At 48.5% G+C, this 13,536-nt stretch carries 15 protein-coding genes; 6 read left to right on the top strand and 9 right to left on the bottom strand.

Annotation, left to right across the window (positions count from 1 at the left end; translation table 11 throughout):
* Positions 1–50: 50 nt before the first annotated feature.
* Positions 51–1,025, top strand: coding sequence for a glyoxylate/hydroxypyruvate reductase GhrB (gene ghrB, locus AABJ99_RS00880; protein WP_039020906.1), 975 nt, complete (start codon positions 51–53; stop codon positions 1,023–1,025).
* 48 nt (positions 1,026–1,073) lie between these two features.
* Here ghrB and yiaF read toward each other — a convergent pair whose 3' ends face one another.
* Complete coding sequence (gene yiaF / locus AABJ99_RS00875; protein ID WP_000190516.1) at positions 1,074–1,784, bottom strand: DUF3053 domain-containing protein; 711 nt, start codon at positions 1,782–1,784, stop codon at positions 1,074–1,076.
* Positions 1,785–2,217: 433 nt separating this feature from the next.
* On the opposite strand from yiaF, the gene yiaG reads away from it, so the two are divergent.
* From yiaG to AABJ99_RS00860, 3 genes are all read left to right on the top strand, one after another.
* Positions 2,218–2,508, top strand: a complete 291-nt coding sequence (gene yiaG / locus AABJ99_RS00870; RefSeq protein WP_000455798.1) for an HTH-type transcriptional regulator — start codon at positions 2,218–2,220, stop codon at positions 2,506–2,508.
* Positions 2,509–2,789: 281 nt separating this feature from the next.
* Positions 2,790–3,002, top strand: coding sequence for a transcription antiterminator/RNA stability regulator CspE (cspE, locus tag AABJ99_RS00865; RefSeq protein ID WP_000014594.1), 213 nt, complete (start codon positions 2,790–2,792; stop codon positions 3,000–3,002).
* A gap of 140 nt (positions 3,003–3,142) precedes the next feature.
* Positions 3,143–3,214 carry a hypothetical protein gene (locus AABJ99_RS00860; RefSeq protein WP_212734940.1) on the top strand — a complete coding sequence of 24 codons (72 nt, stop codon included), beginning with the start codon at positions 3,143–3,145 and terminating at the stop codon, positions 3,212–3,214.
* Here the strand turns inward: AABJ99_RS00860 and hokA are convergent.
* From hokA to ysaB, 4 genes are all read right to left on the bottom strand, one after another.
* Positions 3,191–3,343 (bottom strand): type I toxin-antitoxin system toxin HokA, encoded by a 153-nt coding sequence (gene hokA / locus AABJ99_RS00855; RefSeq protein WP_039020905.1) that lies wholly within the window; start codon positions 3,341–3,343, stop codon positions 3,191–3,193. The two genes, AABJ99_RS00860 and hokA, sit on opposite strands and share 24 nt — an antisense overlap.
* Before the next feature lie 321 nt (positions 3,344–3,664).
* The gene (gene glyS, locus AABJ99_RS00850) at positions 3,665–5,734 is read right to left on the bottom strand and encodes a glycine--tRNA ligase subunit beta (RefSeq protein WP_039020904.1); all 2,070 of its coding nucleotides are present in this window, start codon (positions 5,732–5,734) and stop codon (positions 3,665–3,667) included.
* Between the two features lie 9 nt (positions 5,735–5,743).
* On the bottom strand, positions 5,744–6,655 hold the full coding sequence (gene glyQ / locus AABJ99_RS00845; RefSeq protein ID WP_001168544.1) for a glycine--tRNA ligase subunit alpha: 912 nt from the start codon (positions 6,653–6,655) through the stop codon (positions 5,744–5,746).
* Between the two features lie 94 nt (positions 6,656–6,749).
* Complete coding sequence (gene ysaB, locus AABJ99_RS00840; RefSeq protein WP_338387476.1) at positions 6,750–7,049, bottom strand: YsaB family lipoprotein; 300 nt, start codon at positions 7,047–7,049, stop codon at positions 6,750–6,752.
* 174 nt (positions 7,050–7,223) lie between these two features.
* On the opposite strand from ysaB, the gene wecH reads away from it, so the two are divergent.
* Complete coding sequence (gene wecH, locus AABJ99_RS00835) at positions 7,224–8,219, top strand: O-acetyltransferase WecH (protein WP_338387475.1); 996 nt, start codon at positions 7,224–7,226, stop codon at positions 8,217–8,219.
* Between the two features lie 41 nt (positions 8,220–8,260).
* On the opposite strand, the gene yiaA is transcribed toward wecH, so the two are convergent.
* The 4 genes from yiaA to xylA form a co-directional block, all read right to left on the bottom strand.
* Positions 8,261–8,698, bottom strand: a complete 438-nt coding sequence (gene yiaA, locus AABJ99_RS00830; protein ID WP_001296808.1) for an inner membrane protein YiaA — start codon at positions 8,696–8,698, stop codon at positions 8,261–8,263.
* Positions 8,699–8,743: 45 nt separating this feature from the next.
* Entirely contained in the window at positions 8,744–9,085 is a 342-nt protein-coding gene (yiaB, locus tag AABJ99_RS00825; protein WP_039020902.1) for an inner membrane protein YiaB, read from the bottom strand.
* 168 nt (positions 9,086–9,253) lie between these two features.
* Positions 9,254–10,708, bottom strand: a complete 1,455-nt coding sequence (gene xylB, locus AABJ99_RS00820; protein WP_039020901.1) for a xylulokinase — start codon at positions 10,706–10,708, stop codon at positions 9,254–9,256.
* Positions 10,709–10,779: 71 nt separating this feature from the next.
* Positions 10,780–12,102, bottom strand: coding sequence for a xylose isomerase (gene xylA / locus AABJ99_RS00815; protein ID WP_039020900.1), 1,323 nt, complete (start codon positions 12,100–12,102; stop codon positions 10,780–10,782).
* Between the two features lie 365 nt (positions 12,103–12,467).
* Here xylA and xylF point away from each other — a divergent pair, with 365 nt between their 5' ends.
* Positions 12,468–13,460, top strand: coding sequence for a D-xylose ABC transporter substrate-binding protein (gene xylF, locus AABJ99_RS00810; RefSeq protein WP_001296518.1), 993 nt, complete (start codon positions 12,468–12,470; stop codon positions 13,458–13,460).
* Positions 13,461–13,536: the final 76 nt, after the last annotated feature.

Genomic DNA, 13,536 nt, shown 5'->3' with positions numbered 1-13,536 from the left:
CATCATATTTCAGGCTAAGGTGATCGCCTTATCAGTGAATGGAGAGAAGAATGAAGCCGTCCGTTATCCTCTACAAAGCCTTACCTGATGATTTACTGCAACGCCTGCAAGAGCATTTCACCGTTCATCAGGTGGCAAACCTCAGCCCACAAACCGTCGAACAAAATGCAGCAATTTTTGCCGACGCCGAAGGCTTGCTGGGTTCAAATGAAAACGTTGACGCCGCATTACTGGAAAAAATGCCAAAACTGCGGGCCACTTCAACGATCTCCGTAGGCTATGACAATTTTGATGTCGATGCCCTTAATGCTCGAAAAATCCTGCTGATGCACACGCCAACCGTATTAACGGAAACCGTCGCCGATACGCTGATGGCGCTGGTGTTGTCTACCGCTCGTCGGGTTGTGGAGGTAGCAGAACGGGTAAAAGCAGGCGAATGGACCGCGAGCATAGGCCCGGACTGGTACGGCACTGACGTTCACCATAAAACACTGGGCATTGTCGGGATGGGACGGATCGGCATGGCGCTGGCACAGCGCGCGCATTTTGGCTTCAACATGCCCATCCTCTATAACGCGCGCCGCCACCATACAGAAGCAGAAGAGCGCTTCAACGCTCGTTACTGCGATCTGGATACACTGTTACAAGAATCCGATTTCATTTGCCTGATCCTGCCGTTAACTGATGAAACGCATCATCTGTTTGGCGCAGAACAATTCGCCAAAATGAAATCCTCCGCCATTTTCATTAATGCCGGACGTGGTCCAGTGGTTGACGAAAATGCACTGATTGCAGCATTGCAGAAAGGGGAAATTCACGCTGCCGGGCTGGATGTGTTCGAACAAGAGCCACTGGCCGTAGATTCTCCGTTGCTCTCAATGGCCAACGTCGTCGCCGTACCGCATATTGGTTCTGCCACTCATGAGACGCGTTATGGCATGGCCGCCTGCGCCGTGGATAATTTGATTAATGCGTTACAGGGAAAAGTTGAGAAGAACTGTGTGAATCCGCACGTCGCGGACTAACCGCGACTGCGGGAAGTAAAGCCCGATAATCGCTCGGGCTTTTACTCTTTATTGGGTTGCAGTAACTGCTGTAGTCCAGGCCTGATTAAACGCCTGATGCTGTGCCGGTAATGGCGCAATCAGTTTGTTATATTCACTTGCCTGCTGCGAAGTCGGGAACTGGATGCCATTTGCTACAAAACTCACCTGAGTACCTTGCTGAGCAATGTAGTCTCCAACCATCACCAGTTGTTGCGTGAAAGTTTGTGCCGCCGGAATCAACGGTTGCAAAGCATCAGCTGGCGTCGTTACCACTTTGGTGAATGCCTGATCAAAGACCGGTTTCAGGTCATCGCTCTGTTTTAGCGCAGAGTGCGCAGCATCGGCCTGCAACTTCGCATTTTGCAACTGTTGCGCCAGTACGCCCAGAGAACCGTTCATTTCACGCAGTGGGCCGCTTTGCGTAACGTAATCCTGCGGTACGCGAATTGCGTTAACGCTGTCTACAACCGGACGCAGACCGGAATCCATCGCCTGATTCACCTGCTGTGAATAACCATACAGAATCGCGTAATCAGAGACAAAAGGACCAAACTGTTTTTTCTGATCGGCAGTCAGGGTTGGTAGACGTTCACCGCTACGCATCACTGTATTCTGCAGGAAGTCGATAAACGCTTTACGCTGATCGCCTTCTTTATCAAAACACCCACTCAGGCTAACTACCATTAATAACGCCGCAAGAGGCGCAAACCAGCGAGAGCAGGACTTTCCTGTCGCCATTTTCTTACTCCTTTCACCCAAAAAAAGCGCACAACGACACACGCGTGTCTGACGTGACAAGGATAGTCCAGGACAGGCTTGCAGGATACCCTTTCTACGTAATCTTCCTGGTAAAATAATGGAGAAAACGAAACAAGGTTAATTTGTTGTTTCATTGTTAAAAAATGACATTGCAGTTGCCTTTTTTCTAGCCAGAGATTTACGTCTTTACAGAACGCCATATTTTCGAAATCTTTACAATCCCGGAGTGGTAAAAGATATATCGGCATTTATCAGATCGTTAGGTCGCTATAAGTCACGCTAAGTGTCAGGCTGAATCGAATCACAGGCAGAGCATGCCCTGCCTTACTCCCGCTGTGTCTGCTTTTCCCGACTATTCTTAATGAGCTTCGATGCAATTCACGATCCCGCAGTGTGATTTGAGGAGTTTTCAATGGAATATAAAGATCCCATGCATGAGCTGTTGAGCAGCCTGGAACAGATTGTTTTTAAAGATGAAACGCAGAAGATTACTCTGACGCATAGAACAACGTCCTGTACCGAGATTGAGCAGTTACGTAAAGGGACAGGGTTAAAAATCGATGATTTCGCTCGGGTTTTGGGCGTTTCCGTCGCCATGGTAAAGGAATGGGAATCCCGACGCGTTAAGCCTTCAAGTGCCGAACTAAAATTGATGCGTCTGATTCAAGCTAACCCAGCGTTAAGTAAGCAGTTGATGGAATAGACTTTTATCCACTTTATTGCTGTTTACGGTCCTGATGACAGGACCGTTTTCCAACCGATTAATCATAAATATGAAAAATAATTGTTGCATCACCCGCCAATGCGTGGCTTAATGCACATCAACGGTTTGACGTACAGACCATTAAAGCAGTGTAGTAAGGCAAGTCCCTTCAAGAGTTATCGTTGATACCCCTCGTAGTGCACATTCCTTTAACGCTTCAAAATCTGTAAAGCACGCCATATCGCCGAAAGGCACATTTAAATTATTAAAGGTAATACACTATGTCCGGTAAAATGACTGGTATCGTAAAATGGTTCAACGCTGACAAAGGCTTCGGCTTCATCACTCCTGACGATGGCTCTAAAGACGTGTTCGTACACTTCTCTGCTATCCAGAACGATGGTTACAAATCTCTGGACGAAGGTCAGAAAGTGTCCTTCACCATCGAAAGCGGCGCTAAAGGCCCGGCAGCTGGTAACGTAACCAGCCTGTAATCTCTGCTTAAAAGCACAGAATCTAAGATCCCTGCCAAATGGCGGGGATTTTTTTATTTGTTTATTCAGGAAATAAATAATCGTTCGCGTAATAAAATCTATTATTATTTTTGTGAAGAATAAATTTGGGTGCAATGAGAATGCGCAACGCCGTAAGAAAGGCGGGAATAACTTCCCGCCGAAGACTCTTACTCTTTCAAATTGCAGGCTAAAAATGCCGCCAGCTCATAACTCTCCTGTTTAATATGCAATTCACACAGTGAATCTCTTATCATCCAGGTGAAAAATAAAAGCGTGCAACAAATCACTATTAAAGAAAGTAATCTATATTTCTGCGGCATTCCCAGCCTCCTGTGTTGATTTCCAACGAGTAAGAGGCTAACCTTATGGTGTTCAGGCATAGGGTAGCCTCACTTTGATTTATAGTCAGGTGGGGCTTTTCTCTGTCTGCCTTTCGGTGAATACCTGAGACAAACAGTCTCAAGCACCCGTGGCTATTCTAGCTTAATAAGTTCTTTTCTTCTCCTTGATATAATCCTAAAAAAATCTCATAAAATTAATATATGAGACAATCTTTATTCAGCAGAAGATTATTAAAGGTTTCTCTATTATTTAGCGATAAAAAAGCCTGCCAGATGGCAGGCTTTTTAATAACGACGTTATTACTGCAACAGCGAAATATCCGCAACTCGCAGGAATAATTCGCGCAGTTTCTCCAGCATGGTAAGACGGTTGATTCGCAATTCTTTGTCATCAACCATGACCATCACTTTATCGAAGAAGGCATCAACCGGTTCACGCAGCTCAGCCAGTTCGACCAGCGCATCCTGGTAACGACCTTCAGCAAAGTACGGCTCTAGCTTATCACGTAGCACCACAACCTGCATCGCCAGTTTAATTTCTTCCGGCTCTTTCAGAGTAGAGGCATTCACGCGGTCGCTCAGCACTTCGTCAGATTTCGCCAGAATGTTAGATACACGCTTGTTCGCCGCCGCCAGTGCTGCAGCTGCATCCAGGGTACGGAAGTGCGATACCGCTTTCATTCGGGCATCGAAATCTGCCGGACGAGTCGGACGACGCGCCAGTACCGCCTGGATGGTATCAACGGTGTAACCTTCGTCCTGATACCAGGCGCGGAAGCGACCGAGCATAAAGTCGATAACATCATCAACTACGTTGCTATTAGTCAGCTTATCGCCATACAGACGCACCGCTTCTTCGGTCAGGGTTTGCAGATCAAGGTTGAGGTTCTTCTCAACGATAATACGCAGCACGCCAAGTGCGGCACGACGCAACGCAAACGGGTCTTTGTCGCCTTTCGGATGCTGGCCGATACCGAAGATACCCGCCAGAGTATCCATCTTGTCAGCAATCGCCAGCGCACAGGCTACCGGGTTAGACGGCAGGTCATCACCGGCAAAGCGCGGCTGATACTGCTCGTTCAGCGCCACGGCAACATCTTCCGCTTCGCCATCGTGACGCGCGTAGTGCATCCCCATAACGCCCTGGGTGTCGGTGAACTCGAAGACCATGTTGGTCATCAGGTCGCACTTGGACAGCAAGCCCGCACGGGTTGCGTGGTTAACGTCAGCGCCAATCTGTTCAGCAATCCAGCCAGCCAGCGCCTGGATGCGGTCAGTTTTGTCGCGCAGTGTACCCAGCTGTTGCTGGAACAACACGGTTTGCAGGCGCGGCAGGTTATCTTCCAGACGTTTTTTACGGTCGGTGTTGAAGAAGAACTCGGCATCCGCCAGACGTGGACGAACGACTTTCTCGTTACCAGAGATAATTTGCTGCGGATCTTTCGATTCGATATTGGCAACGAAGATAAAGTTCGGCAGCAGTTTGCCGTCGTTCGCATACACCGGGAAGTATTTCTGGTCACCCTTCATGGTGTAAACCAGCGCTTCAGACGGCACCGCGAGGAATTTCTCTTCGAATTTTGCGGTAAGCACAACCGGCCATTCCACCAGCGAAGCGACTTCTTCCAACAGGCTTTTGCTTAAGTCAGCGTTACCGCCAATCTTACGCGCCGCTTCTTCGGCATCGGCTTTAATCTTCGCCTTACGTTCTTCGTAATCGGCGATGACTTTCCCGCGCTCACGCAGAATTTCCGGATACTGATCAGCATTGTCGATAGTGAATTCCGGCTCGCCCATAAAGCGGTGGCCGCGAATCACGCGATCGGACTGAATGCCCAGAATGGTTGCCGGAATGACTTTGTCGCCCAGCAGCAGGGTCACGGTGTGAACCGGACGCACGAAGTGCACGTCGCTTGCGCCCCAACGCATCAGTTTCGGGATCGGCAGCTTCGCCAGCGAAGTGGCGACCATATTCGGCAGCAGGGCTTCGGTGCTTTCGCCCTTCACATGAGCGCGATACAGCAACCATTCGCCTTTATCGGTGGTCAGACGCTCAGCCTGGTCAACGGTAATACCGCAACCACGCGCCCAACCTTCTGCCGCTTTACTCGGTTTACCTTCAGCATCGAACGCCTGAGCAATTGCCGGGCCACGTTTTTCGATTTCACGATCCGGTTGCGCTTCCGCCAGGTTAGCTACTTTCAGCGCCAGACGACGCGGAGCAGCAAACCATTGAACGGTGCCATGTGCGAGGCCAGCGTTATCCAGCTCCGCAGTAAAGTTCGCAGCAAAGGACTCAGCCAGGCTGCGCAGTGCTTTTGGTGGCAGCTCTTCAGTGCCGATTTCCACCAGAAAAGTTTTCTCAGACATAGCCGCCTCTTACTTATCTTTGTTGCACATCGGGAAGCCGAGGGCTTCACGGGAAGCGTAGTATGCTTCTGCCACTGCTTTGGTCAGGGTGCGAATGCGCAGAATATAGCGCTGACGCTCAGTGACGGAGATGGCTTTACGCGCATCCAGCAGGTTGAAGCTGTGGGCGGCTTTCAGAATACGCTCGTAGGCTGGCAGCGGCAGCGGATTTTCCAGCGCCAGCAGCTGCTGCGCTTCTTTCTCGTATTGCTCGAAGCAGGTGAACAGGAAGTCCACATCCGCGTATTCGAAGTTGTAAGTGGACTGCTCCACTTCGTTCTGATGGAACACGTCGCCGTAGGTGGTTTTACCCAGCGGACCGTCGCTCCAGACCAGGTCGTAAACGCTGTCTACGCCCTGAATGTACATGGCCAGACGTTCCAGACCGTAGGTGATCTCGCCGGTAACCGGTTTACACTCCAGACCACCAACCTGCTGGAAGTAAGTGAACTGCGTCACTTCCATGCCGTTCAGCCACACTTCCCAGCCCAGTCCCCAGGCACCCAAAGTCGGGTTTTCCCAGTTATCTTCCACGAAACGGATATCGTGGATAGTCGGATCCATGCCCAGCTCTTTCAGAGAACCAAGGTACAGCTCCTGAATATTGTCCGGCGATGGCTTAATGACCACCTGGAACTGATAGTAGTGCTGTAAACGGTTGGGGTTCTCGCCGTAGCGACCATCGGTCGGGCGACGAGAAGGCTGAACATAAGCAGCCGCCATCGGTTCTGGCCCCAGCGCGCGCAGACAGGTCATTGGGTGAGAGGTTCCCGCGCCGACTTCCATGTCCAATGGTTGAACAATGGTGCAGCCCTGGCGAGCCCAGTAATCCTGTAAGGTCAGGATCAAGCCCTGGAAGGTCCTGGTATCAAACTTTTGCATATTATTTCGTGCTGGATACGTGTGGATTTAAAGGAAGGGATCAGTATACCCGCTGGATGGAAGATATACAGTACGAAACGGGAAAAAGCAGGGCTTAACGCATGGAAAGATGCAAAAAATGGCCATCCGCGTCAAAAGAACAGACAAACTGCTCTTTCCGGAAGGTATAACCGCGCATTTCGTAGCTTCCCTGGAACTGTTCGAAGGCGGTGACGTCGATTTTTTGCTCACCGGTGTTATAACGTTTTGCCGCCTGATCCTTGCATAACGCTTCCATATTCAACGAACGCAGAGGATCAACCTTTACCCGTTGTGCTTTCTGCACGGGTGGCGGTATCGAGCATCCCACTAACACTACAAGCGCCATTGCCAGAAAGAAAGAGTTCATCATCATTAAATTACCGTCTGGTTTGCAGGTGAGTCTTATTATTTATATCGGTATAGTGGCTGATATCTTACGAATTTCCTCAAGCCTCTATAAGCTGTAGTGATAAAACTCAGATTATTCCAGTGCGCCAACCGAATGATTTATCGGTCAGACTTTTTTTAACCAGATACAGAGACACAGATGCAGCCCAAAATTTACTGGATTGATAACCTGCGAGGGATAGCGTGTTTAATGGTGGTGATGATTCACACCACTACCTGGTATGTGACCAATGCTCATAGTGTTAACCCCGTCACCTGGGATATCGCCAATGTTCTGAATTCTGCCTCTCGTGTCAGCGTGCCGCTATTTTTCATGATTTCCGGCTATCTCTTTTTTGGCGAACGCAGCGCCCAGCCGCGCCATTTCTTACGTATCGGCTTATGTCTGCTTTTTTATAGCACTGTTGCGCTGCTTTACATTGCGCTATTTACCCCCATCAATGTAGAGATAGCGCTTAAAAACCTGCTGCAAAAGCCTGTTTTTTACCACTTATGGTTTTTCTTCGCGATTGCGGTGATTTATCTGGTTTCACCGCTGATTCAGGTGAAGAACGTCGGCGGTAAAATGTTGCTGGTGCTAATGGTGGTGATTGGCATCATCGCTAATCCAAATACTGTGCCGCAGAAAATCGACGGTTTTGAATGGCTGCCAATTAACTTATATATCAATGGCGATACTTTTTACTACATCCTGTATGGCATGTTGGGCCGCGCTATAGGGATGATGGACACACAGCATAAAGCACTGTCGTGGGTGAGCGCCACACTGTTTGTTGCGGGGGTATTTATTATCTCTCGCGGGACATTATATGAATTGCAGTGGCGCGGAAATTTTGCCGATACCTGGTATCTTTACTGTGGGCCGATGGTTTTTATCTGCGCAATCGCACTATTGACTCTGGTTAAAAACACGCTGGATACACATACTGTTCCCGGGCTTGGGCTGATATCACGCCATTCTTTAGGTATATACGGGTTCCACGCATTGATTATCCATGCACTGCGTACCCGGGGGATTGAGCTTAAAAACTGGCCAATACTCGATATTATTTGGATCTTTTGCGCGACGTTGGCAGCGAGTTTGTTACTTTCTATGCTGGTACAACGAATCGACAGAAACAGACTAGTGAGTTAAATAAAAGCCCGGTCACATTGGACTGACCGGGCTTATGTGAATTATTCGCTGTATTCTTCCTGGGTAACCTGTGTTTCTTTTGGTGGGTTTATTCCGGCATCACGAATATTCTTCTGCACCGCTACTGCACCAAACAAGCTTAAGAAGAAAGCCAGCCCATAAAAACCTTTTTCGCTGAGTAATAACGTCGCATTCCACAGACCTACCATCAATAACGCAACAGAGATAATAAAGACAGTCAGGCAGGTCATATAATAAATGGAGGTGGTCGGAATGCCTTCATACTTGTCCCGAACGGTCTTTTGATAAGATGCCGCAGAAAACAGTCCTAGCACCAGCACGGCAAAATAATATCCTTTTTCATTTAACTGCATCTCTGCATTCCATAGCCCTAATAGATAGGTAACGATACCACCAACAAGAGCTATCCATGACACAATACTAAATGCCGGAGAATAGGTTGATATTTTGTTGTCCATCACAGTATTCCTTTCATTCCTGAATGTGTAAGAGCTTTATGTTGCTCATGCCGAGCGAAACAAACGCATTTGACCAAACAAGCAGACAAAAAAGGCGATAGGGTAGATCACCATTTCATAAGCATTGATAGGTGCGTTTAAAACACCGATAAACAAGAGACCGATAGTGATTAACGCAACTAACTGGCAGATGTGAATAAAAAAATCATCCAGTTGCCCGAGTTTTTCAGCACGAAGATATGCATAGTTGCCAAAAGTTGCCGTCATTAACACGCCAAGAAAATAACCTTTGCCACTTAACAATGGGCATGAGATCCATAGCCCAACCAGATAAACCAGCGCTCCGACAACAAATAATAGTTTTGCCATAGTCTTTGAGGTTTTCATAATGATCTCCATATCTACCAGCGATACATTACGAGTAACCAACGAAAGACAAAACTGAAAAATGCTATTAACAAATGATTTTCAGAATAAATTCATACTAAATATTAATTGATTATTGATATATATAGACATGAATTATCCCCCACCCGGTCAGGCAGGGGATAACGTTTACGCCATTAATGGCAGAAGTTGCTGATAGAGGCGACGGAACGTTTCACGTCGTGGCTGATAAGTGGCATAACGCTGCGCATCTGGTAAATGCGACTGTTCTAACGGCAGTTGTGGCAACAACTCAATGAGCGATTTCTCTGGATTCGCCGCAATCTGCGCCAGCCTTGCTGCGCCCAGTGCTGGCCCCACATCCCCCCCCGTGCGGTAATCGAGTTGCTGACCGCTGATATCCGCCAGCATCTGACGCCAGTACTCACTACGCGCCCCGCCACCAATCAACGTAACACTTTGCGGTTTAATGCCGCAGGCATGCACGACATCCATGCCATCTGCCAGCGCATAACCCACGCCTTCCAGCACTGCTCGCGCCAGTTCATTAGCACCATGTTGATGGGTCAAACCAAAGAAAACCCCCTTCGCCTGGGGATTGTTGTGTGGCGTACGTTCACCGGAAAGATAAGGTAGAAACCAGACAGGCTCGGCACTTTCATCAGCCTGTTGAGCAGCCGCGATTAAAGCTGGGACATTGTTCAGGCCCGTTAATTTCGCGGCCCAATCCAGACACGACGCTGCACTCAGCATCACAGACATTAAATGCCAACGCTGCGGGAGCGCATGGCAAAAGCTGTGTACGGCGCTTTCTGGCTTGCTTAAGAATCCTTCGCTGACAGCAAAATAGACACCCGACGTCCCCAGCGATAACATTGCCTGATTAGCATCAACCATTCCTACACCAACCGCACCAGCTGCATTATCACCACCGCCTGCGACAACTGGCACTGCCGCCATACCCCACGCTTTCGCAACTGCAGGTAGCAAAGCACCAGTAATTTCGCTGCCTTCGTATAATGCGGGCATCTGGTCACGAGATAAGTGGCAAGCCTGCAGCATGACGTCACTCCAGTCACGCTTTGCGACATCCAGCCACATGGTGCCAGCTGCGTCAGACATATCGCTGGCAAACTCCCCCGTCATACGCAGACGCAAGTAATCTTTCGGTAATAATACTTTGTCGATTTGACGGAATATCTCCGGCTCATGCCGCTGAACCCATAGCAATTTAGGCGCAGTAAATCCGGGCATCATCAGGTTACCGGTAATCACCCGTGATTGCGGAACTCGCGCTTCCAGCAAAGTGCACTCTTGCGCACAGCGCCCGTCGTTCCACAAAATGGCAGGGCGTAATACCCGTTGCTGGGCATCCAGTAAGGTTGCACCGTGCATCTGGCCGGCAATACCCAATGCTTTAACGTCCTGCAGAGAATGCTGATCGCCCAGAGCTTTCATTGCGCGATCAGTTGCCTGCCACCACTGTTCCGGGTCTTGTTCCGACCAGAGTGGATGCGGGCGCGAAACGGTCAGCTTTTCCGTTTGCGAAGCAACCACCTCACCCTGCTCGTTGAGCAAAATAACTTTTACGCCCGAGGTGCCAAGATCTATCCCGATATACATATCGATCGTTCCTTAAAAAAATGCCCGGTATCGCTACCGATAACCGGGCCAACGGACTGCACAGTTAGCCGTTATTTGTCGAACAGATAATGGTTTACCAGATTTTCCAGTTGCTCCTGGCGACCACTCTGATGCACCGGAGACAAATCATGTTCCAGAGCATATTTGGCTAAATCTGCCAGTGACATTTGGCCTTTCAGGATTTGCTGGCCTAATTCGCTATTCCAGCCGGAATAACGCTGCGCGATGCGTTTATCCAGCTCGCCATCTTCAATCATGCGTGCTGCAATTTTCAGCGCCAACGCCATCGTATCCATCGCGCCGATATGACCGTAAAACAGATCATATTTATCAGTACTTTGACGACGGACTTTGGCATCGAAGTTCAGACCGCCGGTGGTGAAACCGCCTGCTTTGAGAATTTCATACATCACCAGCGCATTCTCTTCCACACTGTTCGGGAACTGGTCGGTGTCCCAGCCCAGTTGTGCATCGCCACGGTTGGCGTCGACAGAACCGAACAGGCCAAGCGCAATGGCGGTGGCTATTTCATGATGGAAAGAGTGACCTGCCAGCGTCGCGTGGTTAGCTTCAATGTTCAGTTTAATCTCTTTTTCCAGACCAAACTGTTTCAGGAAGCCATACACCGTCGCGGCATCGTAATCATATTGATGTTTAGTCGGTTCTTGCGGTTTCGGTTCGATAAGCAACGTACCCTGGAAACCGATTTTATGTTTATGCTCAACCACCATTTGCATAAAGCGGCCCAGTTGTTCACGCTCCTGACGCAAGTCGGTATTTAACAGCGTTTCGTAACCTTCACGACCGCCCCACAGAACATAGTTTTCACCGCCCAATTTATGGGTTGCTTCCATCGCTGTAACAACTTGCGTCGCCGCCCAACTAAAGACTTCTGGATCTGGGTTCGTCGCCGCACCCGCACCGTAGCGAGGGTTTGTAAAGCAGTTAGCGGTTCCCCACAGCAGCTTCACGCCGCTCTCTTCTTGCTTGCCTGCCAGGACATCAACCATTTGCGCAAAATTATTGATGTACTCTTTTAACGACACGCCCTCAGGGGAAACATCCACATCGTGGAAGCAATAAAATGGCACATGTAACTTGTGGAAAAACTCAAATGCGACATCTGCTTTACGCTTCGCCAACGCCAGTGCCTCACCAGGCTGCTGCCACGGACGATTAAACGCCCCCACACCAAACATGTCCGCCCCGTTCCAGCAGAAGGTGTGCCAGTAGCAGGCGGCAAAACGCAAGTGCTCTTCCATACGCTTGCCCAACACCAGTTCGTCGGGATTATAGTGATGGAATGCTAACGGGTTAGAGGATTTTGAGCCTTCATAACGAACGCGATCGAGCTGGTCAAAATAGGCTTGCATATTGAACTCCATAATCAGGTAATGCCGCGGGTGATGGATGATGTCGTAATATTGGGCACTCCCTTTCAGTTGCTCAATTATGTTATTTCACACTGCTATTGAGATAATTCACAAGTGTGCGCTCGCTCGCAAAATAAAATGGGATGATGAAACTGGGTAATTCCTCGAAGAGAAAAATGCAATAAGTACAATTGCGCAACAAAAGTAAGATCTCGGTCATAAATCAAGAAATAAACCAAAAATCGTAATCGAAAGATAAAAATCTGTAATTGTTTTCCACTGTTTAGTTGCTAAAAATTGGTTACGTTTATCGCGGTGATTGTTACTTATTAAAGCTGTCCTCTAACTACAGAAGGCCCTACACCATGAAAATAAAGAACATTCTACTCACCCTTTGCACCTCACTTCTGCTTACCAACGTTGCGGCGCACGCCAAAGAAGTCAAAATAGGTATGGCGATTGATGATCTCCGTCTTGAACGCTGGCAAAAAGATCGAGATATTTTTGTGAAAAAAGCAGAGTCTCTCGGCGCGAAAGTATTTGTACAGTCTGCAAATGGCAATGAAGAAACACAAATGTCGCAGATTGAAAACATGATTAACCGGGGTGTCGATGTTCTTGTCATTATTCCGTATAACGGTCAGGTATTAAGTAACGTTGTAAAAGAAGCCAAACAAGAAGGTATTAAAGTATTAGCTTACGACCGTATGATTAACGATGCGGATATCGATTTTTATATTTCTTTCGATAACGAAAAAGTCGGTGAACTGCAGGCAAAAGCCCTGGTCGATATTGTTCCGCAAGGTAATTACTTCCTGATGGGCGGCTCGCCGGTAGATAACAACGCCAAGCTGTTCCGCGCCGGACAAATGAAAGTGTTAAAACCTTACGTTGATTCCGGAAAAATTAAAGTCGTTGGTGACCAATGGGTTGATGGCTGGTTACCGGAAAACGCATTGAAAATTATGGAAAACGCGCTAACCGCCAATAATAACAAAATTGATGCTGTAGTTGCCTCAAACGATGCCACCGCAGGTGGGGCAATTCAGGCATTAAGTGCGCAAGGTTTATCAGGGAAAGTAGCAATTTCCGGCCAGGATGCGGATCTCGCAGGTATTAAACGTATTGCAGCCGGTACGCAAACTATGACGGTGTATAAACCTATTACATTATTGGCAAATACTGCCGCAGAAATTGCTGTTGAGTTGGGCAATGGTCAGGAACCAAAAGCAGATACCACACTGAATAATGGTCTGAAAGATGTTCCCTCCCGCCTGCTGACACCGATCGATGTGAATAAAAACAACATCAAAGATACGGTAGTTAAAGACGGATTCCACAAAGAGAGCGAGCTGTAAGCATTACGCCCCGGCACAGAGCGGGGGCGTGATTTCTCTCCATGCCGTGTAAATTAATTGGCTTAGGTGGAGTCGT

This window comes from Escherichia coli (genome assembly GCF_036503815.1).
In the GTDB taxonomy this organism is placed as follows: Bacteria; Pseudomonadota; Gammaproteobacteria; order Enterobacterales; family Enterobacteriaceae; genus Escherichia; species Escherichia coli_F.
This window is presented reverse-complemented; position numbering and strand designations above follow the sequence as displayed.

Bases quoted from the DNA above. Each gene is read 5' to 3' on its own strand.
- ghrB (WP_039020906.1), top strand. From the start codon at position 51: ATGAAGCCGTCCGTTATCCTCTACAAAGCCTTACCTGATGATTTACTG.
- yiaF (WP_000190516.1), bottom strand. From the start codon at position 1,784: ATGGCGACAGGAAAGTCCTGCTCTCGCTGGTTTGCGCCTCTTGCGGCG.
- yiaG (WP_000455798.1), top strand. From the start codon at position 2,218: ATGGAATATAAAGATCCCATGCATGAGCTGTTGAGCAGCCTGGAACAG.
- cspE (WP_000014594.1), top strand. From the start codon at position 2,790: ATGTCCGGTAAAATGACTGGTATCGTAAAATGGTTCAACGCTGACAAA.
- hokA (WP_039020905.1), bottom strand. From the start codon at position 3,343: ATGCCGCAGAAATATAGATTACTTTCTTTAATAGTGATTTGTTGCACG.
- glyS (WP_039020904.1), bottom strand. From the start codon at position 5,734: ATGTCTGAGAAAACTTTTCTGGTGGAAATCGGCACTGAAGAGCTGCCA.
- glyQ (WP_001168544.1), bottom strand. From the start codon at position 6,655: ATGCAAAAGTTTGATACCAGGACCTTCCAGGGCTTGATCCTGACCTTA.
- ysaB (WP_338387476.1), bottom strand. From the start codon at position 7,049: ATGATGATGAACTCTTTCTTTCTGGCAATGGCGCTTGTAGTGTTAGTG.
- wecH (WP_338387475.1), top strand. From the start codon at position 7,224: ATGCAGCCCAAAATTTACTGGATTGATAACCTGCGAGGGATAGCGTGT.
- yiaA (WP_001296808.1), bottom strand. From the start codon at position 8,698: ATGGACAACAAAATATCAACCTATTCTCCGGCATTTAGTATTGTGTCA.
- yiaB (WP_039020902.1), bottom strand. From the start codon at position 9,085: ATGAAAACCTCAAAGACTATGGCAAAACTATTATTTGTTGTCGGAGCG.
- xylB (WP_039020901.1), bottom strand. From the start codon at position 10,708: ATGTATATCGGGATAGATCTTGGCACCTCGGGCGTAAAAGTTATTTTG.
- xylA (WP_039020900.1), bottom strand. From the start codon at position 12,102: ATGCAAGCCTATTTTGACCAGCTCGATCGCGTTCGTTATGAAGGCTCA.
- xylF (WP_001296518.1), top strand. From the start codon at position 12,468: ATGAAAATAAAGAACATTCTACTCACCCTTTGCACCTCACTTCTGCTT.